We start from the raw sequence: 20,034 nt of genomic DNA, 5'->3' as shown, positions 1-20,034 counted from the left end.
CCCACTAAAGGAGGCACCTTCATGCATCGTTATCCATTCACCAATTCCCTGTGGCGTCAACACGACGAGACCGTCCCGTATCCAAAGTTAGAAAGCTCGGTCTCATGTGACGTCGTCGTCATTGGAGCGGGCATCGCCGGGCTCGTGACAGCCTACGAACTACAGCGACGCGGTAAACAAGTCGTCCTGCTCGAGGCGGCCGAGGTCGGACGGGGGACGACCGGTCATACGACGGCGAAATGTTCCGTGCAGCACGGGACCGTTTACTCCAAATTGATTCGAACGTTCAATCATGAGACGGCCCGGCTTTATTATGAGTTCAATCAAGAGGCCCTTCGCTATTTGCAGGACCAGGTCGCGGACGGTTTCGACATCGATTACGAGACGAAAGATTCTTACTTATATTCTATCGACGGATCGAGCCAACTCGTCGCCGAACGGGAGGCATATGAGCAGCTCGACCTCGCAGGCGGGGACGCGACGGAGGAAGTGAATGCCGCGCTCCCGCTCCAAGTGAAACAGGCCCTTGTCATCCGGGACCAAGGCCAATTCCACCCGGTCAAGTACTTGAACGAGCTAGCCGTTCGTTTCGTTGAGGCGGGCGGTCGACTCCATGAGAAGACGCGGGCGACTGAGATCAGCTCCGGACCCCGACCAATCGTCACGACATCGACGGGGCGGCGGGTCCAGGCGAACCAAGTCGTCGTCGCCACCCATTACCCGTTCAATGATATCCGGGGACTTTATTTCTCGAAGTTCGAGGTCGAACGCTCTTATATCGTCGCTTGCGAGACCGAGCAAAGCGTACCTGAGGGGATGTATTTGAGCGTCGATTCACCGAGTCGGTCGTTCCGTACGTTCCAGGAAGGGGAGAAGACGTACATGCTCGTCGGAGGGGAGGGTCACTTGAGTGGTCACGTGACGGAGACGCGCTCGCGTTATAACCGGCTCGACCGGTTCGCCCATGACGCGTTCGAAACGAAGAAGGCCAGCTTCCGTTGGTCCTCACAAGACTTGATCACACTGGACCATCTCCCCTATGTCGGACAGATGTTTAGCCGGGAGCCGGATGTGTTCGTCGCGACGGGATTCGCCAAGTGGGGGATGACGAACGGGATCGCCTCGGGGCTCCTCTTGGCTGATCTGTTGACCGGTCAGGACAATCGCTTCCGAGAACTATTAAATCCACTTCGTTCCAAGTTCAAGCCGGCGGATGTCGGTCAGTTCTTGAAAACGAACCTCGACACGGCGACCCAGTTCGTCAAAGGTTCACTCGAGAAACCGGGTACGCTCGACGACCTGCAGCTGGACGAGGGAGGCATCGTCCAAGTCGACGGCAAGAAGGTCGGCGCCTATCGCGACCTCGACAACGAATGCCATCTCGTCTCGACACGGTGCACGCATATGGGCTGCACGGTCAATTGGAACGACGCCGAACGCTCGTGGGATTGCCCTTGCCACGGGTCACGGTTCGATACGAAAGGGAACGTGTTGGAGGGACCGGCGACGAAGCCGCTCTCATATGAGCAGAAAACCGATGTGTCGAAAGAATAGGCAACTTCCTTCGTCTATATTAAAGTAAAGAAGTAACGATATAACTGTCATAGGGGTGGAATCAGAATGGAACTAACAAAGCAGTGGCGTGACCATTTCAAACAATTGCGTGCCTTCGATGAGGCGATTTCTTTACTATACTGGGACATGCGCACCCAGATGCCGGAACAATCGGCACCGCTTCGGGCCGAGACGATCGGCTATCTGTCGACTGAGGCGTTCAAGCGCCAGACGAGCGAGTCGTTCAAAGACTTGCTCGCGCAAATGACCGAGACCGAGGAATTGACGCCGATTGAAGTCCGATCGGTCGCCGTCGCCAAGACGCAGTATGAGCGGAACGCTAAAATCCCTTCATCGGAATATCAGGCGTACGTGACGCTCGTCTCTGAAGCCGAGACGGCATGGGAGAAAGCGAAGGACCAGGATGACTGGCACATGTTCGCCCCATATCTCGAGAAGATCATCGGGTTCCAACGCAAGTTCGCCGAGTATTTCGGCTACGAGTCTCACCCGTATGATGCTTTGCTGTACGACTATGAACCTGGCATGACGGTCGAACAGCTCGATGCGTTGTTCCAGACGCTCCGGGACGAACTCGTCCCGCTCATCCGCGAATTGCCGGAACCTGTACAAGGACTCGACTGGGCGATGGACAAGTCGGTCCAACAGCGGTTGTGCGAGGATTGGATGCGTGTCGTCGACTACGATTTGACACGGGGCCGACTCGACGCGACGGTCCATCCGTTCGAGATTACGATCAACCGGCGCGACGTGCGCATTACGACAAAATATGACGAGGCCGACTTCCGCAACGCCTTGTTCGGGACGATGCACGAAGCGGGCCATGCCACGTATGAGCAACAAATCGACTCGGAACTCGACGAGCTCGGGCTCGGAGGCGGGGCCTCGATGGGAATCCATGAATCACAGTCGCTCTTTTTCGAGAATTTTGTCGGGCGAAGCGAAGCGTTCCTGAAGAGCGTCTATCCGCGTCTTCAAACAGAACACCCTGCGCTTCAGGACGTTTCTTTCGAAACGTTTTATGCCGGGGTGAACGAGGCGAAACCCTCTCTCATTCGAATCGAAGCGGACGAGTTGACGTATAGTCTGCACATCATCATCCGCTATGAGCTCGAAAAGAAACTGATCCAAGGCGATCTTTCGGTCGAGGAATTACCAGAGGCATGGAACGCGCTGTATAAGGAATATCTCGGTGTCGATGTCCCAAGTGATGCGAAAGGCGTCCTGCAAGACGTGCACTGGGCCGGCGGTTCATTCGGTTACTTCCCAAGCTATGCACTCGGCTTGGTCTATGCCGCCCAATTGACAGAGGCGCTTCGTGATGCCCATCCAGAGTTTGAATCGCTCGTCAGCAGTGGCGAGTTCGGCCCGATCAAACAGTGGCTCGAAGACAATGTCCATCGTCATGGGAAGGCGCTCACCCCGAACGAATTGATCAAACAAGTGACCGGGGAAGACATCTCGGTACGTCCGCTCGTCCGCTACTTGACGAGCAAATATAAAACGAACTGAGGCGAATACAGATGAGATTCTTCGCGCATCGAGGAGTGATGGACCGCCATCCCGAAAATACGATGACAGCGTTCCGGGCTGCACTCGAGGCCGGGGCAGATGGGATTGAAGCGGACGTTCATATGACGAAAGATGGACGTCTCGTCCTCATCCATGACGAGACGATCGATCGGACGACAGATGGTCAAGGGCGGATCGCCGATATGACGCTATCAGAACTGAGAGCGGTCAATGCGGGCGTCACGTTCGCGGTCCACGAGCAGATTCCGACGCTAGATGAACTGTTCGATTTGTGTCAAGGGACGTCGGTGGTACTGAACCTCGAGGTCAAGACCGATATCGAACGGTATGCCGGGATTGAGCAGCGCCTGGTCGATACAATCCGTAACCGACGTGTCCCTGTTGAACAAGTCGTGTTCTCTTCATTCAATCATGCGACGCTCAAACGTTTGAAACGGTTGGCGCCAGACATCGAGTGTGCGGTGCTCTTGGCCCAACCTCTCTATGACCTTGTGGCGTACTGTGCGAAGGTCGGGGCGATCGCCGTGCATCCGAACGTCCGGACGATGACCGATGAGGAAATCCTACAGCTTCAAACAAAAGGGCTCGCCGTGCGTCCCTATACCGTCAAGACGGTGCATGACCTCGAACGGTTTCGCCGGCTCGGGGTCGATGCGGTGTTCGTAAACGACATCGACTGGGCCAAAGCACATTCAACCCCGTAACGTTACGCGTTGCGGGGTTTTTAAATTAAGGTGAAGGGGAAGTGTGGGTAATGTAAAGAAAGCGGTTTCTTCTCGATGTGCCCAGCGGCATATTCAGAGCACACCGTCACCTTTACGCCGTTGCTCCGTTGTCTTAAATTTAAGATGTCACCAGCTACATAGCAATCAGATGTAGCATACTTTGCAGCACGCATCAAACTTGTCGTACGCAGTCAATCGGTCAACCCAAGCAGAAAAAGGAGGAAATTTCACATGAAGAAATTGATGTCTTTACTTGGTACACTCGCCTTGGCGTTTGCACTCATCGTACCGGTCAGTGCGGATGGACACGAGAACGCGATGGTACGTGTACTCCATGCTTCACCTGATGCACCGGCGGTAGATGTCTACGTCAACGGTGAAGTCGCAGTCGAAGGCGCAGAGTTCAAAGCGCTCACCGACTATTTGACACTCCCGGCTGGAGATTACAATGTTGAGATCAAGCCGGCAGGTGATGCCGAGACGGTCGTCGTTGCGGCAGACCTCTCGATCGAAGCAGGCAAGTTCTACACAGCGGCAGCAATCGGCCAACTTGAAAACATCGAGATCGCAGCAATGGAAGACGATGCGAACTTTGAAGACGGAAAATCGAAAGTCCGTGTCGCTCACTTCTCACCTGACGCACCGGCAGTCGATGTAGCCCCTAAAGGTGGCGACCCGCTCTTCTCGAACCTTGAGTTCAAAGCAGTCAGCGACTATGGCACACTCGACGCTGGCACGTATGACCTCGAAGTTCGTCCGGCCGGCGCGACTGACGTCGTGAAGGCGCTCGACGGTGTTGCCCTCGAAGGCGGCAAAAACTATACGGCGTTCGCCATCGGACTCCTTGAAGGCGAACCAGCGTTTGAAGTCCTCCTTGCAGCAGACGGCGGTGAAATGGCCGGAGCTCCAGAAACAGGACAAGGCGGTCTCGCTCAGACAGCATCAATGAACTGGTTGCTCGCAGCAGCGGTCCTTGGTGCAGCAGCAGCTGGCTTCTACGTCTTTCGTCGTCAGAAGCAAGACGCTTAAGCTTCTCTTGATTGGAACGCTATCGTTCCTTATGATCGCACCGGGCGCGGACGCACCGGACGCGGACTCGAAACTGACGACCGTCGGTTTCGCCGACCCGCTCGTCCTGTCAGCGACCGAGATCGATCGTCAATCTTTTCACACAGATACGTTCGTCCCAAAACGACTGAAGATTCCGTCAATTGATGTCGATGCCGTCATCCAACCGGTCGGGAAAGACCGACTCGACCGGATGGATACGCCGACAGACGCTGATGAGGTCGGATGGTATCGTTACGGGGCCAAAGCGGGTGCGACGGGTAACGTCGTACTATCCGGTCATCTCGATGACCTTCGCGGACCGGCCATCTTCGCAAACCTTGGCGAACTGCGCCTCGGAGAATCGGTGACGCTCCAGCGTAGCAAAAAGGTGATCGAATATGAAGTCGTCTCCGTCGAACGGTACCGACTCGAAGACGTTCCGCTCGCCTCGATCTTTGCGGCGACCCAAGCGACACGGCTTCAGCTCATCACATGTGCGGGTCCGTATGACCCGGAACACGGATATCGTGACCGGATCGTCGTCACGGCAATCGCCAAAGCATAAACGAAAAACCCTCGATCAAGGCAACTGCACTGATCGAGGGTTTTTCGTTTGTAGGACGACACAAGAAAAACGACTGCGGCCGAAATGAATCGGGCCCAGTCGTTTTTATGCGTCCATTCGATCAAGCAATTTGGACAGAAGAATCAATTCGTCATCTGAAAAGTCTTCGAACACGTCCATCAAGTACTCGATTTTCATATCTTCTAACGTCTCGAACAAGGAACGACCTTCCTCGGTCGCCTGTAACTCGACGACGCGACGGTCGCGTTCGCTACGTTCGCGTGAGATCAATCCTTTTTTCGTGAGCTCATCTGCGAGGGCCGTGATCATCGAAGCCGAGAACTGAAACTCGTTCGATAAGGCCGAGGCGATTTGAGGACTATTTTGACAAAGCGAACGAAGGATGAAGAATTCGTTGCGCGTCAAGTATTGAGAGAACATCGACCGGAGGTTTTTCTTCACTCCGCGATAGTTCATGCGAATCCCTCGCTCAGCATCAGCGACGAGCTGACGGCGGGATGCTGTTTGTACAGGCGTTGTCATCCTCAAGCGTACCTCCTAGGTAAATATCATTATTTGCATATATTTCAGAACATAAAAACATTCTACAACAAAAACATGAAGTCTGTAAAGTTATGATGGCTCTTCACGGATGCGAAGTTCTTGGATGACTTCATCGTAATGTTTCAAGTCCGGATAGAAGCGGCGGAAGAAGAACTCGATCTGCTGGTCATCCCCTTCGGCGAGCAGCTTGGCAAGGACTGCGTAAACGACACCCATCCCTTGCCGCGGCAATAATGACGACGGTAAGAGCGTCGCACATTGGATGGCCCGGTTGAAGTAACGATCGAGTGTGTCACTCAAGTCCTGGAACGTGCGAATCTCGGCATAATGGAACATGCGCGTCAATTCGATGATCGTCGACAGGTCGGTGTCGAGCAACCAGTCGCTCTGGAAGATGGCATTATCAAGCTTCTCGACAGTGACGTCATTGGCGATATAATAGTTCAAGTTGTCCCGGGTGATGCTCACTTTGTCCGGTGACTCGACAATCCGTTCGACCGTCTCCTGCTCGAACGTCCGCAGCTGCTTGCGGATGTTGACGAACTCGGAATCAGCGATTTCGAGCAGTCCCGCGACACGGCTGAAGCTGCGTTTGATCTCCGGCGGGACGGCGTTCGGGTTTTTATAGCCTAGGTCGTGCTCAATCTCGGCCCAGGCGTGTTGCAAGATGGACCGGACTTGAATCTCGGCCTCTTTCTCCTCGAAGCGGCGATACTCCCCGAGAGCGAGCCGCTTGTCACTCAAACCGACGACGTAATGGACCGAGAGGTAGCCGAACTCGTTCGGGTCGAGCAGGGTGGATTTATCAATCGACTGTTCACGGTCGATTCGGAACTCGTCCTCAAGGATTTGGGCCACGGCCCGGACGTCGTCATGGAAATAGGTCACGATCCGAATCCCCGCCAAGTCTTGGACGTCGCGCAATGACCGGTATTGGTACGGTTTGCGGGACAGTTTGGCATATAGACTCTCCGCTTCCTTGGCCCGGGCGACGATCGAGTGGAACTGAATCCCGGCGTCATTCAATAGTTCACTGAGAAGCGACTTCAGTTTGGCGGCGAACGCCTCGTAATCCTCTTTCTCATTCATATAGTCGAGCATGATCGTATTCATATCCTGTCTCGGCATCTACATCACTCCTTGTCTCATTATAAGTAGTATAGCATCATTGAAATCGCTGTCGCACCTGTCTGCCGTCCCTATGATACAATACGGCTTGGAACGGGAAGGAGTGTCGCATGTGAGAGTGAGCCATACATTGAAATCGATGGAGCGCGAGAAGCTCGAGATCGTCGCCGGCCTGTTGCAACAGGCCGGTTATCGGGCGGGGAAGATCGATTGGCAGACCGGGGTCAATATCGTCCGTCTCAGCCGTGAAGGGGTCTCGTCTGAACCGGAGGAACGGGCACGAATCCAAGGCATCGTCGATCATTTTGGAATCGATGACTGGACCGCCACGTTTTCTTGAGTCCCTCTTTTTCAAATCGCTGACGGAAAATGGGTTTTACGACTCATTTTTCGGGAATAGTATATTATTCGATTTTAGAACAGCGGACGTTTAGGAGGATGAATATGTTAGAAACAAGAATCGTGCGGGATATGACCTCGGTCGACCATGAAGTGAATGGAATGGTGTCAGGCGGATGTGTCAACGAGAACATTTACTTATTTGCCAAAGATGAAGAATTGACGGTGCGTCTTGCCGCAGAAGCAGGTGTACAACCATACCGCATCACTGAAAAAGGATTGTGGGAATCACTCATGTCGAAGTTCACGAAAAACTCGGATGACCGCATCGATCAGCTCGAGAGCCTCGGTCTGACGAAAGAGATGGTCGAGTCACTCGAAAGTGAAATCCAAGCCGGGAAGATCGTCCTCGTTTGCGACAAATCATAAAAACAGCCGGAACTGATACGGATCAGTCCCGGCTGTTGTCATTTCGTCTCGTAATAGGCGTTCACGATCCGGCGCAGCGAGCGCTCATTCAAATCGAGCGGTTTAAACCCGGCGTCCTGCAACAGGCGTTTCGTGTTCGCATCCTGGAATGAGATGTTGCGGTTCAAGTACGGGTTGAATACTTTTACCATCTCGTTGAACGTCTGCTCGACGTTGCTCAATGAGGACGTCGCCGTCTCGGTGATTTTCAAATGCGGGAATTCGAGCGCCTGCTTCATATATTCGAGCATCGTCTCGTTACGCGGCGGGGCATCGTTCGTCACGTTATAGATGGTATCCGGCTTGGCGTGTTCGATGGCCGCGAGCAGCACGTCGGCGACATAGTCGACCGGGACGAGGTTCGACGTGCCCGTCTCAGAGCCGAGGAGTCGGATCGGGCCGACAGGCGCGCCTTTGCGTTCGAGTCGACGCTTGAACACTTCCAGGGCCCGCATATAGCCGTACATCGTGAACTTCGAATCGGCTTCGCCGGTCTTCGAGTCACCGACGATGATGGCGGGCCGGAAAATGGAGACGGCCAGGTCATGCCGGGCTTCCCAAACGGCTTGTTCGGCATGGGCCTTGCTCTCCTCGTACGGGTTATGGAACGTCTGATCGGTCGCATACAACGTCTCATCTCCGATCTCGCGTGCGCCGAGCGTATAGGCCGTACTGACGTGGAAAAAGCGGGGGCAGTGCAAAGCTTTCGCGAGGTTGAGCGATTGCTGAGTCCCCGTCAAGTTCGTCTCGAACAGCTCATCGCGGAGCTCCTCGTCGAATTTGACGAGCGCGGCCATGTGGAGTACCAAGTCGAAGCTCCGCTCATGTTTTTTGATAAACTCATCGTCCGCTCCAAGGAACGGGGCCGTCAAATCCCCAGCCAGCACTGTCATCGAGCGGCGTTCGTCCTGCGAGAACATCGCCTCCACTTTTTCAGGCGTGCGGGCGAGGACACATAACGTGTGGCCTCGATGAATCAACTCGCGGGCGAGCCGCCCTCCTAAAAATCCGGTCGCACCGGTCATAAAAATGTTCACAGCGTTCTTCCTCTCTTTTCAGTCTCTCCCCATCATAACAAGCGACGGCGGAATGAGCCACTTTCAGCCTGATGTTTCAAATTAGGGGTTTAACATTTTTTAAAGTGGGTTATGACTTAAGGAGAAGCGTACGCAAGGTACGTCATGACAGTGTTGATCTGTCAAATAACTTAAGTGAGGTTTTTTAGAATCATGGCTAATCTATTCGGAACTGACAAGGATGGCAACAGGAAGAAGCAAGAAGAGATTGAAAAAACGGTTCAGGAGAAAGGGATCACTCAGATCCATATGTACTTCTCCGACGTGCTTGGAGACTTGAAGCTATTGACTCTCTCTGCAAAATTGTTGCCGGAAGTTTTTGAAGGGAAGACGATGTTTGACGGTTCATCCATCGCTGGTTTTTCTTCCATCAAAAACTCAGACCTATTCTTGAGACCGGATTTAGATCGTCCACGCTACGAACAGGACGGGGACGAGAGCATCCTCGCGTTCTTCTGTGACGTCTGCACGCCAGACGGGGAACGGTATGAGTTCGACCCGCGCAACGTCTTGAAGGATGCCCTCGAGCGCGCTGCTCGTGACGGATACTCGATCTTCGTCGGCGCCGAGCCGGAATTCTTTATCTTCGACGAAAACGGAGAGTTCTATGACGAGGCCGGATACTTCTCGACACGTTCGGAAGACAAAGGCTATGAGGTACGTCAACATATCGCCAACCGGTTGAGCGATGTCGGCTTCAACATCGAAGCGGTCCACCATGAAGTGGCACCGGCCCAGCACGAGATCGGCATCAAGTACGATGACGCGTTGCATACGGCCGACAACATCCAGTTCTTCAAAGAAATCGTCACGTTGGCAGCCCAAGAGAAAAACGCGAAAGTGTCATTCTTGCCGAAACCGCTCCGCGACGTGAACGGTTCGGGGATGCACCTCAACATCTCGGTCTGGAAGAACGACAAGGACAGCAATCCGACGGTCAACGCGTTCGAAGAGCCGGAGTCGGATTACGGCCTGTCGATCACAGCCCGTCATTTCATCGAAGGCATCTTGAAGCATGCCCGTGCGACGGCCATCTTCACGAACCCGCTCCCAGAATCATATGAACGTCTCGTTCCAGGCTTCGAGGCACCGGTCAACATCTGTTGGAGCCCGTCGAACCGCAGTTCGATGATTCGAATCCCGGCGTCACGCGGCAGTGCGACACGCGTCGAAGTCCGTAACCCAGACCCGAGCGCCAACCCATATCTCGCCCTCGCGGCCCTGATTTACGCTGGACTCGAAGGGATCGAGCAACAGCTTGAGCCGTCATCACCGAACGAGGACGACTTGTTTGAGTACTCGGCCAAACAAATCGAGAGTCAAGGCATCTCGTCACTCCCGGCGACCTTCCATGAGTCGATCCAATCGCTCAAGTCGGACCGGTTCCACGATTACTTCAACCATGACTTGATCGACCGCTATTTGTCGCTCATCCAAGTCCGTAAATAAGCAAAGCATACAAAAGCCCATTCCTCGGCCGAGGAATGGGCTTTTACGCTTAATGAATGCCGCGCATATACTTTTTGATGACCGGGGCGAGTGCGAACAGGATCAGACTGAGCACGATGGCCGCGCCACCGATAATCCCGAAGTAGAGCATCTCGTTCTCCGGTGAATAGAAACGGACGAGCTGAGCGTTGATCCCTTGCGCCGCAGCGTTCGACAAGAACCAGAGCGACATCGTCTGGGCCGAGAAAGCGGCCGGGGCGAGTTTCGTCGTCGCCGACAGACCGACCGGCGACAGGCTGAGCTCACCGAGCACGACGATGAAGTAGCTAAGGACGAGCCAGAGCGGGTTGACGAGCGTGTCCGGGCCTCCGAAATAGGCCGGGAGCAAGATCACCAAGAAACTTAACCCTGCGAACAAGATCCCGAACGCGAACTTCGTCGGGATGCTCGGCTCACGGTCACCGAGTCGGACCCAAAGCCATGCGAACACCGGTGCGAGCATGATGATGAACAGCGGGTTGAGCGACTGGAACCAGGCCGGTGACAGCGTGATCCCTAAAAATTCAAGATCGGTCCGCTTATCGGCATAGCTGGCCAAAATCGTCGCCCCTTGCTCTTGAATCGCCCAGAACATGACCGAGGCGATGAAGAGCGGGATGTAGGCGATGATCCGTGACCGTTCGACTTCCGTCGTTTTCGGACTGCGATACATGATAATGAAGTAAATCGTCGGAATGGCGATCCCGAACACACCGACGAGGCCGATGAACGTGTTGATCGTGAACAAACCTTGCGGGATGAGCACGGCCAACAGGCCACCGATGAGGACGACCGCGATCGTCGTATACTTGATCGCGTTTCTCTTCTCAGACGGCGTCAACGGGTTCGGTACATATGAACCGGCAAGACCGAGGTTGCCTTTCTTCGTGACGAGGAAGACGACGAGACCGATGAACATCCCGACCGCGGCGAGTGCGAAGCCCCAATGGAAGCCGTAGCTCTTTTGGACTCCACCGACAATCAAAGGTGAAATGAAGGCACCGAGGTTGATCCCCATATAGAAGATGCTGAACCCGGCGTCACGACGACGGTCCGTCTCGTGATACAGGTCACCGACGATGCTTGAAACGTTCGGTTTCAACAAGCCCGTACCGATGACAATCAGTGCCATCGAGATGAACAAGAACGTCAGGCTGCCTGGAATCGACAAGACGATATGACCGAGCATGATGAACACGCCGCCGAAGAAGACGGCCCGAGACGTCCCGAAGACACGGTCGGCGAGCCATCCCCCAATGACCCCCGACATGTAGACGAGTGCGCCGTATACCGACATGATTGACAAGGCGACATTCTGGTCGAGACCGAGACCGCCCTCAGATACTTCGTAGTACATGTAGAACACGAGGATGGCGCGCATCCCGTAATACGAGAACCGTTCCCAAAACTCAGTGAAGAATAGCGTGAACAAGCCTTTAGGCTGTCCGAAAAAACCTTTTTGTGGCACGCTGTCCACAATTTTCTGTTTATCGATCCTTTCCATGAAAGATCCCTCCTTAACCGTATCATCATAAAAAAGAATCATTATGTTTGTAAAGAATAAACGAATGAAAAATTCAAAATTTAATGATATTCGAACGAAATCAAAAACCACACTAAACGACTAGGTTCAGTGTGGTTTTATAAGTCAAGCTGTCTTTTGTTTCGCTTCGGCTGCGCTGACGCGGCGTCCAAGTTGCCAATAGATGAGTCCCGACACGCAGCTGGCCGCCCCGACGAGGATCAACGCGATATGTCCGGCGCGTTGGTCGAAGAACAAGCTTGCCATGATCGGTGCGGTCACCCCACCGATCAACCATTGGATGCTGGCGGCCCCGTTGTAGGCACCGCGCATATTCTCCGGAGCGATCAAGGCGATGAACGTCTGTTGGACCGGGGACATGATCATCTCGCCGAGCGTATAGAAGGCGTACACCGCGAGCAAGACGCTGACGAGAACGAGGTACGGTGTCCCGAGTGAATAGAGGAGACGCGGCATGACGGCGATCAGAATCATGCCGACCCCGAAGATGGTCGCCCCGGCGAGCATGACGTTGCCGAACGGCTTGCGGCCGAGTTTCGAAGCGATTGGGAACTGGAACAACACGACCATGATGCCGTTCAAGGCGAGCATATAGGCGAACGGGTTCTCACGATCGGTGTACGATGGCATCGACTCTCTCAAGAAGAGGGGCAGCATGCTCTCGATGAGCGAGAAGCCCATCGAGATGAAGACACCGGCAAAGATGAACACGAGGAACACCTTGTCATTGTAGAACACGCGCAGGACATCCCGGTTCGACGGCGTGTCGACATCGGTCGTCTCTGGGAGTGACTCCCGGATGAAGCGACCGAGGACGAGTGCGTACAAGACGAAGACGAGAGCGGCCGAGTAGAAGATATACTGCCGGTCGATAAAGAGGACGGCACTCCCGAGGAGCGGGCCGAATGCAGCCCCGATATTGTGCCCCATCCGCAACAGACCGAACGCCTCGTTCATCTGTTCGGGCTCGGTCACATCGGCTACCATCGCGCTTGCGGCCGGGTGGAACAATGAGTTCGTCAAACCGAGCATGGCGTTCAAGAGAAGGAGCGGCCAAAACGTTTCGGCGAAGGCGAAACCGACGAGGGCGAGGGCGTCGCCGAGAATGGCAGCCATCATGATCGGTTTGCGGCCATACAGGTCTGCGAGCCGTCCACCGACGACCGATCCGATGAGCGCCATGATCGGTCCGGTCGCCATGATGACCCCGACCTGGATATAACTGTCGAGCTTGTCGCTATAGTAGAGGACGAGGAACGGTGCGATCATGAACATCATGACACCGGTGATCGTCTCTCCGAGGAAGCGGATCCAAATGTTACGGTCGAGCTGTTTGAGTGATTGAATCATTAAGGTCACCTGCTTTAGTTGATAGAATAAGAAAAGGGACGCAGCATGCTCAAAGGCATACGCGTCCCTACGATCTTAGGCATGCCTCGGAAGGCAGGCGACATCACGGATTCAAATCACGGAGAGGCGCCTGCCGGTCAATATGAACTTGGACGTGCGAGCGTTGAATGACTGACATCGGTACCTCTCCTTTCTGCATTGGACTGTCTTCTCTTCAAGATTATGATATTTCCGTGAAATGTGTCAACATAAATCGTCAATGTGTCATAATAATTCGTTCAAATTCTTTCGGCTGAGCCGGTAGTCGATCAACCGAGAGAACACGACTTGAATCATCGCCGTGACCGGTACACTGATGAACATCCCGACGAGACCGAACAGGCTACCCCCGATGATGATCGAGGTGATGACCCAAAACGGGGTGATGCCAACGCTGTCGCCGAGAATCTTCGGGCCGAGCCAAAGTCCGTCGAATTGTTGCAACAAGAAGATGAACAAGAGGACGATGAGCGCCGTGAACGGGTCATAGAAGTAGGTGATGATGAACGCCGGAATCATCCCGAGCAGCGGACCGACGTACGGGATAAAATTCAAGACGCCGACGATGACGCCGAGTAGAAGCGCGTAAGGTGCCCCGATGATCAACAGACCGGCGACGGCCAACACCCCGATGATGAGGCAGTCGATCGACTTCCCGATGATATAGCGTTTGAAGATGTAATCCATCTCTTGAAAGATGTCGATCGTCGTCTTAGCCGACGCGACCGGGAACATCGCATATAACAGCCGCTTGAACATGCGGGCAAAAACCTCTTTGTCTTTTAACAGATAGATTGAGATGACGATCCCAATCAAAAAATTGATGAGCGTCATCGTGAAGCTCGACACGTAGCTGACCGACGACAAGACTGCGGTCTCGACCCAGCCCGAGTAACGTTCCTCGAAGCGGCTGAAATCGATAGCTTGGGCGATCGTCGCGTTGTACTCTTTCAAGTACGTGTTCAACTGGGCGAGGAACCCGTCAATCTGTCGGATGTAGAACGGGAGCTCTTCGATGAGTGAGGCCACACTCGAGTAGATGCGCGGGAACAATGTCACAGCGGAGATGACAAGAATCCCGATGAAGACGATATAAACGATCAGCAAACCTTGATAGCGTTTTAATTGAAACCGTTCTTCTATATAGGACAGGACGGTATTCAGGAGCAGCGCGATGGCAATTCCCATGATAATCGGCGTCAGCAACTGGAACGTGTAGTGCAACACACTAGAAATCGTGTCCGGTTCACTGATGACTTTCCATAGGACGAGCAGAATCAATCCGATCACGCTCAACTTCCAAATCAATTGACGATTTAATTCCAAAGGTCCATCCCCTCATCTTTTAAATTTTGTAGAATAGTGTTCACTTTGTACTATGACCTTTTTTTTATCGGGATTCAATAGGCCACACCCATTTTCGAAAAAGGATTGACAAGATTGGTAACGTTTGGTTAACTAAGTGACATATTACAAAAAGACAAATCGCATATAAAAACACTTTCTATCAAGAGAAGCGGAGGGACTGGCCCGATGAAGCTTCAGCAACAGATTGTTCCAATACTGTGCTAATTCCAGCAAGGTGACCTTGAGAGATGGAAAGGTGGTTGTTTGAATACGTCCGTATCCCGACACCCCTTTCCGCGGAAAGGGGTGTTTTTTTGCATAGGAGGACTATTCATGACAGATAGACGCTCACACTTACTTAAAACTTTACCACCCCAACATTTTGTCGGACTCGCCGATGAAGTCGCAGCACTTGAACAGGCCGGTCGCGATATCATCCGACTCGGTCAAGGGACGCCGGATTTGCCGACGCCCGCCCCGATCTGCGACGCGCTTCAGACGGCGCTTCTTGATGCCTCGACCCATCAATACGGTCCGTTCCGCGGTCAGGCCCGTCTGAAACAAGCGGTGGCGACGTTTTACTTGAATGAGTACGGCGTCGAAGTCGATCCCGAGACGGAAGTCGCGATCCTCATCGGTTCCAAGTCCGGACTCATCACGTTGCCGCAATGTGTGCTCGAGCCAGGGGACGGCATCTTGCTGCCGAACCCGGGCTATCCCGACTACATCTCCGGGGCACGACTCGCCGGTGCCGTCGTCCGTGATCTCATCTTACGCGAGGAGCACGGTTTCCTCCCTGACTATGAGACGCTCGATACGGAAGGGGCGAAACTCATGTATTTGAACTATCCGAGCAATCCAACGGGGGCCGTGGCCACACCAGCCTTCTTTGATGACACCGTTCGGTTCGCCCAGGAGCGGGACTTGATGGTCGTCCATGACTTCGCGTATGGCAGCATCGGGTTTGATGGACATGTCCCGCCGAGCTTTCTGCAGGCAGAGGGGGCGAAAGACGTCGGCATCGAGGTATATACGATGTCGAAGGCGTTCAACATGTCCGGTTGGCGCGTCGCCTTTGCCATCGGGAACGCAGACATCATCGAGGCGATCAATACGTACCAGGATCACGTCCACGTCAGCGTGTTCTCGGCCATCCAGGCGGCGGCTGTCGCCGCGCTCGAGGCCCCACGCTCTATCCGGGACGATTTGGCCCGACTCTATGAGGCGCGACGCGATCGCCTGATCGATGGGTTGAACCGGGCCGGGTGGGCCGTCGAGCCGCCGGAGGGTTCGTTCTTCGTCTGGGCGAAAGTGCCCGAGGGCGATGCCAAATCGTTCTCGCGTAAGTTATTGTACGAGGCAGGAGTCGCCGTCACACCGGGCTATTTCTTCGGTTCAGAAGGGAACGGATACGTCCGCTTCGGACTCGTCTCACCCGAGCCGAAAATCGATGAGGCCGTCGAACGAATCGAGCGGTTGTTTGCCGCCTATGAGGAGGTGCGGGCATGATTCGTCAGGCCGTCCTTGAATATGACCACGCCGATGACGCGCTCGACCGTCTTGATGAGTTAGTCGACGGCCGACGTGCCCACGTCCTGCGCGGTCAGAACGGGTACGAAGTCGTGCGGGTCGTTCATCCATCCATCACGGACTATCCGGCCACGACGTTCCGTGGGGAGTGTACGGACAAGGAAGTCGAACGGCTGATTTTTGAAGACGTCGATGTCCTCATCGCCATCGGGGGCGGGAAGCTCGTCGACACGGCCAAACTCGTCGCCTATCAACAGAACGTGCCGCTCATCATCGTCCCGACACTCGCCTCGAACTGTGCGGCGTTCACGCCTCTCAGCGTCGTCTATCGGGAGGACGGGAGCTACGACCGCTACGACATGTTCCGCGTCGTCATCGAACGGGTCATCGTTGACTCGCGGGTCATCTCGCGCTCTCCATATGAATACTTCCGAGCCGGTGTCATCGACACGGTCGCGAAGTTTTACGAGGCCCGTTACTTGAGCGGTGACAGCTCGGTCGACGCGGGCGTCAACACCGGGCTCGTCTTGGCCGAGCAGTGCGGGCGTCTCGTCGAACTTGATTTGAGCGAGCACACTTTTGAGTCGTATAGTGACGACGTCCGCTTCGCTGTCGATCACGTGCTCGCCATCGGAGGTGCCGTCGGAGGATTTGGTGACGCCGGGACACGGGTCGCCGTGGGCCATGCGGTCCATAACGCTCTTAGTCGCTTCGAGTCGACGCACCGTTTCTTACACGGGGACAAGGTCGGCTTCGGCTTGATCGTCCAAGAGCGGTTGCGGTGCTCGGCCGATACCCCGTATTTGGAGGCTTGGCTAAGCGAGTTCGGTGCCCCGACGACGCTCGAGACGCTCGGGGTCGGGTCGAGCGACATCCCGGTATTGGTCGACTCCGTCATGACGGAGACCGAGCTGCAACAGTTGCCAAAGCCGCTCGATAAAGACTTTCTGAAAATAATATTTGAAAATTTGCAATTTTCTATTTACAAATAAAAGAATTGAAAGTAAGATGATAACAATTAAATAGACCGATTGCTTATCAAGAGTGGTGGAGGGACTGGCCCTATGAAACCCGGCAACCAGATCATTATGATCATGGTGCTAATTCCAACAGACGGAACGTCTGGGAGATGAGCGTGTCCGACTTTGTCTTGTCGTGCCCGCCACTCTTCATGAGTAGCGGGCTTTCATTTTGGAGGAGGAAAAACAGATGAACATCAAACAGAAAACAGCACTCGCAGGAACTTCACTACTCGCCGCCATCGTACTCTCGGCGTGCGGTCAATCGGACGCGAGCGAATCGCTCAGCACGGAGTCGCTCACGATCGGCGTCACGGGCGGTCCACACCAACAAATCGCCGAAAAAGTGAAAGAACTCGCGGCCGAGGACGGCCACGAGCTCGACATCAAAGTGTTCAACGACTATAACACCCCGAACACGGCGCTCGCCGAGGGCAGTCTCGACGTGAACAGTTATCAGACGCTCTCATTCCTTGAACTGCAAAAGTCCGACAAAGGCTATAAGATCGACGATGTGTTCAAGACCGTCGCGTTCCCAATGGGTCTTTACTCGGAAAAGTTGACCGACATTGAGGACTTGAAAGAAGGCGACAAGGTCGCCGTCCCGAACGACCCGGCGAACGAGCTGCGCGCACTCCGTCTCTATGAGACAGCGGGCCTCATCACGCTGAAGGAAGGCTTGACGGACAAGGCGACGAAACGCGACATCGCTGAAAACCCGCTCAACCTCGAATTCATCGAGCTCGAGGCGTCTCAGCTCCCGACCCAGCTCCCGGAAGTCGCACTCGCGGCCATCAACACGAACTTCGCGATGGGTGCCGGCCTGTCGATCAATGAGGACGCCTTGTTCCACGAAGACACGGTCGACAACCCGTATCCGAACTACGTCGTCGTCCGCACCGATAACAAGGATGACGAAGTCGTCGAGACACTCAAATCGTACTATCACTCGGACGAGGTCCGGACGTTCATCGAAGAGACGTTCAACGGCTCAATCGTCCCGGCGTTTTAAGGAGGGCCTATGATCGCACTAAAAGGAATCACGAAGACGTTCACGGTGAACAAAGGTGCTGTCACCGCACTCGACGACGTCTCGCTCACGATCGAGAAAGGCGAGATCTTCGGCATCATCGGTCGAAGCGGGGCCGGCAAGAGCACGCTCATCCGCATGATCAACCTGCTCGAACGCCCGACCTCGGGCCAGGTCGAGATCGAAGGACAGGACATCACGAAGCTCGACAAACGTGGGCTCTCAAAACTCCGCCATCGAATCGGAATGATCTTCCAACACTACAACCTGCTCAAGACGGCGACCGTCGAAGATAACGTCGCCATCCCGCTCCGGCTTGAGGGTCTCGACAAGGCAACGATCCGCGCTCGCGTCGACAAATACCTCGACATCGTCGGCTTGACGGACCATCGAAAACATTATCCCGAGCAACTCTCGGGCGGACAGAAGCAACGTGTCGCCATCGCCCGGGCCCTCGCGCACGAGCCGGATATCCTGCTCAGCGACGAGGCGACGAGCGCGCTCGACCCGGAGACGACCGAGTCGATCCTCGACCTCTTGCTCGACATCAACCGCGAGCTCGGACTGACGATCTTTTTGATCACGCACGAGATGGAAGTCATCGAGCGCATCTGTGACCGGGTCGCGGTCATCGAGGCCGGCCGAATCATCGAGGAAGGGGACGTGCTCGACGTGTTCTCGGACCCGCAGCATGCGACGACACGCAAGTTCTTGAAGACGAACCTCGATGTCCCGAAAGAGGTCGTCGAAGAGTTGAGCACGCACGGGATGCTCGTCAACTTGTCGTTCATCGGTCATCAGAGTGAACAGGCCGTGCTCGCCCAGTTGACGAAACGGTTCGGCTTGCTCCCGAATATCATCGGGGGCGGCATCAAAAAGCTAAAAGGCGGTCTCGTCGGCAATCTACTCGTCCATTTGGACGGGGATGAGGCCCAGACCGACCAAGCCGTCCGCTTCTTAGAGGCGAGCGGTGTGAAAGTGAAGGAGGTGACGAACCGTGCTTCAGTTTTGGGAAAATTGGGGTGACTTGATTTGGACGGGGACGATCCAGACGCTCACGATGACCGGCATCGCGCTCGTCATCTCGACGTTGATTGGACTGCCGCTCGGGACGCTTCTCGTCTTGACGCGACCGAACGGCCGGCTCGCCAATCGTTATTTCTACGGGGCGTTATCAAGTGTCATCAACGTCGTCCGTTCCATCCCGTTCATCATTCTCTTATTCTTCATCCTCCCGTTCACCCGTTTTATCATGGGCACGACGATTGGCGTCCAAGGCGTCCTGTTGCCGCTCATCGTGTTCACGGCCCCGTATATCGCCCGGCTCATGGAGTCGGCGCTACTCGAGGTCGACCGTGGGGTCGTCGAGGCGTATGAGGCGATGGGCATCTCGACCCGTAAAATCATCTGGTACGTGTTGATCCGGGAGGCCCGCTCTTCAATCGTGCTCGGTTTGACGATCGCGACAATCGGTTTGATCGGGGCGACCGCGATGGCAGGACTCGTCGGGGCCGGCGGACTCGGCGATATCGCTTACCAATACGGGCATCTCCGGTTCGAACCGGAGGTCATGTACGTGACCATCTTCGTCTTGATCCTGCTCGTCCAATCCATTCAATCGTTCGGTAACCGCTTGGCGGCCCGACTCAAGAAGGCATAAGAAAA

At 54.7% G+C, this 20,034-nt stretch carries 19 protein-coding genes and 2 riboswitches; of the genes, 13 read left to right on the top strand and 6 right to left on the bottom strand.

The features are described 5' to 3' along the window. Positions 1 to 21: 21 nt before the first annotated feature. The 5 genes from AC13H5_RS08090 (at position 22) to AC13H5_RS08070 (ending at position 5,448) form a co-directional block, all read left to right on the top strand. Positions 22 to 1,554, top strand: a complete 1,533-nt coding sequence (locus AC13H5_RS08090; RefSeq protein WP_214753260.1) for an FAD-dependent oxidoreductase — start codon at positions 22 to 24, stop codon at positions 1,552 to 1,554. Between the two features lie 66 nt (positions 1,555 to 1,620). Further along, a complete protein-coding gene (locus AC13H5_RS08085) occupies positions 1,621 to 3,087 on the top strand; it encodes a carboxypeptidase M32 (protein WP_138859395.1) in 1,467 nt (488 codons plus the stop codon). An 11-nt stretch (positions 3,088 to 3,098) separates the two neighbouring features. Continuing rightward, on the top strand, positions 3,099 to 3,812 hold the full coding sequence (locus AC13H5_RS08080; RefSeq protein ID WP_483545588.1) for a glycerophosphodiester phosphodiesterase: 714 nt from the start codon (positions 3,099 to 3,101) through the stop codon (positions 3,810 to 3,812). 252 nt (positions 3,813 to 4,064) lie between these two features. Further along, the gene (locus tag AC13H5_RS08075; protein WP_034777661.1) at positions 4,065 to 4,862 is read left to right on the top strand and encodes a DUF4397 domain-containing protein; all 798 of its coding nucleotides are present in this window, start codon (positions 4,065 to 4,067) and stop codon (positions 4,860 to 4,862) included. Continuing rightward, on the top strand, positions 4,810 to 5,448 hold the full coding sequence (locus AC13H5_RS08070; RefSeq protein WP_353048154.1) for a class F sortase: 639 nt from the start codon (positions 4,810 to 4,812) through the stop codon (positions 5,446 to 5,448). The genes AC13H5_RS08075 and AC13H5_RS08070 overlap by 53 nt, the downstream gene beginning before the upstream one ends. 105 nt (positions 5,449 to 5,553) lie before the next feature. On the opposite strand, the gene AC13H5_RS08065 is transcribed toward AC13H5_RS08070, so the two are convergent. Together AC13H5_RS08065 and AC13H5_RS08060 are read right to left on the bottom strand one after the other, a co-directional pair. Continuing rightward, complete coding sequence (locus tag AC13H5_RS08065) at positions 5,554 to 5,991, bottom strand: MarR family winged helix-turn-helix transcriptional regulator (RefSeq protein WP_483545587.1); 438 nt, start codon at positions 5,989 to 5,991, stop codon at positions 5,554 to 5,556. A gap of 90 nt (positions 5,992 to 6,081) precedes the next feature. Beyond that, positions 6,082 to 7,140, bottom strand: coding sequence for a GTP pyrophosphokinase (locus tag AC13H5_RS08060; RefSeq protein WP_200881484.1), 1,059 nt, complete (start codon positions 7,138 to 7,140; stop codon positions 6,082 to 6,084). Between the two features lie 112 nt (positions 7,141 to 7,252). On the opposite strand from AC13H5_RS08060, the gene AC13H5_RS08055 reads away from it, so the two are divergent. Both AC13H5_RS08055 and AC13H5_RS08050 read left to right on the top strand, forming a co-directional pair. Continuing rightward, the gene (locus AC13H5_RS08055) at positions 7,253 to 7,480 is read left to right on the top strand and encodes a hypothetical protein (RefSeq protein ID WP_157964157.1); all 228 of its coding nucleotides are present in this window, start codon (positions 7,253 to 7,255) and stop codon (positions 7,478 to 7,480) included. Positions 7,481 to 7,584: 104 nt separating this feature from the next. Continuing rightward, complete coding sequence (locus AC13H5_RS08050; protein ID WP_034777657.1) at positions 7,585 to 7,908, top strand: YflT domain-containing protein; 324 nt, start codon at positions 7,585 to 7,587, stop codon at positions 7,906 to 7,908. Positions 7,909 to 7,946: 38 nt separating this feature from the next. On the opposite strand, the gene AC13H5_RS08045 is transcribed toward AC13H5_RS08050, so the two are convergent. Continuing rightward, a complete protein-coding gene (locus tag AC13H5_RS08045; protein ID WP_483545586.1) occupies positions 7,947 to 8,984 on the bottom strand; it encodes an SDR family oxidoreductase in 1,038 nt (345 codons plus the stop codon). Between the two features lie 192 nt (positions 8,985 to 9,176). Between AC13H5_RS08045 and AC13H5_RS08040 the strand changes: the two genes are divergently transcribed. Beyond that, positions 9,177 to 10,472 carry a glutamine synthetase family protein gene (locus AC13H5_RS08040; RefSeq protein ID WP_483545585.1) on the top strand — a complete coding sequence of 432 codons (1,296 nt, stop codon included), beginning with the start codon at positions 9,177 to 9,179 and terminating at the stop codon, positions 10,470 to 10,472. 49 nt (positions 10,473 to 10,521) lie between these two features. On the opposite strand, the gene AC13H5_RS08035 is transcribed toward AC13H5_RS08040, so the two are convergent. The 3 genes from AC13H5_RS08035 to AC13H5_RS08025 all read right to left on the bottom strand — a co-directional run bounded on the left by AC13H5_RS08035 (position 10,522) and on the right by AC13H5_RS08025 (position 14,769). Beyond that, positions 10,522 to 12,015, bottom strand: coding sequence for a peptide MFS transporter (locus AC13H5_RS08035; protein WP_214707724.1), 1,494 nt, complete (start codon positions 12,013 to 12,015; stop codon positions 10,522 to 10,524). Between the two features lie 144 nt (positions 12,016 to 12,159). Continuing rightward, positions 12,160 to 13,404, bottom strand: a complete 1,245-nt coding sequence (locus AC13H5_RS08030) for an MDR family MFS transporter (RefSeq protein WP_034777653.1) — start codon at positions 13,402 to 13,404, stop codon at positions 12,160 to 12,162. Between the two features lie 264 nt (positions 13,405 to 13,668). Then, positions 13,669 to 14,769, bottom strand: coding sequence for an AI-2E family transporter (locus AC13H5_RS08025; protein ID WP_034777652.1), 1,101 nt, complete (start codon positions 14,767 to 14,769; stop codon positions 13,669 to 13,671). A 175-nt stretch (positions 14,770 to 14,944) separates the two neighbouring features. Next, positions 14,945 to 15,045, top strand: a riboswitch (SAM riboswitch). A gap of 78 nt (positions 15,046 to 15,123) precedes the next feature. On the opposite strand from AC13H5_RS08025, the gene AC13H5_RS08020 reads away from it, so the two are divergent. From AC13H5_RS08020 to AC13H5_RS08000, 5 genes are all read left to right on the top strand, one after another. Next, positions 15,124 to 16,299, top strand: coding sequence for an aminotransferase class I/II-fold pyridoxal phosphate-dependent enzyme (locus AC13H5_RS08020; protein ID WP_215190057.1), 1,176 nt, complete (start codon positions 15,124 to 15,126; stop codon positions 16,297 to 16,299). After that, entirely contained in the window at positions 16,296 to 17,312 is a 1,017-nt protein-coding gene (locus AC13H5_RS08015; RefSeq protein ID WP_483545584.1) for an iron-containing alcohol dehydrogenase family protein, read from the top strand. The genes AC13H5_RS08020 and AC13H5_RS08015 overlap by 4 nt, the downstream gene beginning before the upstream one ends. A gap of 40 nt (positions 17,313 to 17,352) precedes the next feature. Then, positions 17,353 to 17,456: riboswitch (SAM riboswitch) on the top strand. Between the two features lie 73 nt (positions 17,457 to 17,529). Then, positions 17,530 to 18,351 (top strand): MetQ/NlpA family ABC transporter substrate-binding protein, encoded by an 822-nt coding sequence (locus AC13H5_RS08010; protein ID WP_483545583.1) that lies wholly within the window; start codon positions 17,530 to 17,532, stop codon positions 18,349 to 18,351. A 9-nt stretch (positions 18,352 to 18,360) separates the two neighbouring features. Next, positions 18,361 to 19,395, top strand: a complete 1,035-nt coding sequence (locus tag AC13H5_RS08005) for a methionine ABC transporter ATP-binding protein (protein WP_483545582.1) — start codon at positions 18,361 to 18,363, stop codon at positions 19,393 to 19,395. 34 nt (positions 19,396 to 19,429) lie between these two features. Next, positions 19,430 to 20,029: a methionine ABC transporter permease gene (locus AC13H5_RS08000; RefSeq protein ID WP_251130456.1), complete on the top strand. Its 600-nt coding sequence runs from the start codon at positions 19,430 to 19,432 to the stop codon at positions 20,027 to 20,029. The last annotated feature ends 5 nt before the right edge of the window (positions 20,030 to 20,034 follow it).

Source organism: Exiguobacterium sp. FD-YE-25-4, from assembly GCF_057004685.1.
This window is presented reverse-complemented; position numbering and strand designations above follow the sequence as displayed.

What these genes read in the sequence shown, in the direction of transcription:
- AC13H5_RS08090 (WP_214753260.1), top strand. Translation starts at nt 22, where the DNA reads ATGCATCGTTATCCATTCACCAATTCCCTGTGGCGTCAACACGACGAG.
- AC13H5_RS08085 (WP_138859395.1), top strand. Translation starts at nt 1,621, where the DNA reads ATGGAACTAACAAAGCAGTGGCGTGACCATTTCAAACAATTGCGTGCC.
- AC13H5_RS08080 (WP_483545588.1), top strand. Translation starts at nt 3,099, where the DNA reads ATGAGATTCTTCGCGCATCGAGGAGTGATGGACCGCCATCCCGAAAAT.
- AC13H5_RS08075 (WP_034777661.1), top strand. Translation starts at nt 4,065, where the DNA reads ATGAAGAAATTGATGTCTTTACTTGGTACACTCGCCTTGGCGTTTGCA.
- AC13H5_RS08065 (WP_483545587.1), bottom strand. Translation starts at nt 5,991, where the DNA reads ATGACAACGCCTGTACAAACAGCATCCCGCCGTCAGCTCGTCGCTGAT.
- AC13H5_RS08060 (WP_200881484.1), bottom strand. Translation starts at nt 7,140, where the DNA reads ATGCCGAGACAGGATATGAATACGATCATGCTCGACTATATGAATGAG.
- AC13H5_RS08050 (WP_034777657.1), top strand. Translation starts at nt 7,585, where the DNA reads ATGTTAGAAACAAGAATCGTGCGGGATATGACCTCGGTCGACCATGAA.
- AC13H5_RS08040 (WP_483545585.1), top strand. Translation starts at nt 9,177, where the DNA reads ATGGCTAATCTATTCGGAACTGACAAGGATGGCAACAGGAAGAAGCAA.
- AC13H5_RS08035 (WP_214707724.1), bottom strand. Translation starts at nt 12,015, where the DNA reads ATGGAAAGGATCGATAAACAGAAAATTGTGGACAGCGTGCCACAAAAA.
- AC13H5_RS08030 (WP_034777653.1), bottom strand. Translation starts at nt 13,404, where the DNA reads ATGATTCAATCACTCAAACAGCTCGACCGTAACATTTGGATCCGCTTC.
- AC13H5_RS08020 (WP_215190057.1), top strand. Translation starts at nt 15,124, where the DNA reads ATGACAGATAGACGCTCACACTTACTTAAAACTTTACCACCCCAACAT.
- AC13H5_RS08015 (WP_483545584.1), top strand. Translation starts at nt 16,296, where the DNA reads ATGATTCGTCAGGCCGTCCTTGAATATGACCACGCCGATGACGCGCTC.
- AC13H5_RS08010 (WP_483545583.1), top strand. Translation starts at nt 17,530, where the DNA reads ATGAACATCAAACAGAAAACAGCACTCGCAGGAACTTCACTACTCGCC.
- AC13H5_RS08005 (WP_483545582.1), top strand. Translation starts at nt 18,361, where the DNA reads ATGATCGCACTAAAAGGAATCACGAAGACGTTCACGGTGAACAAAGGT.
- AC13H5_RS08000 (WP_251130456.1), top strand. Translation starts at nt 19,430, where the DNA reads ATGACCGGCATCGCGCTCGTCATCTCGACGTTGATTGGACTGCCGCTC.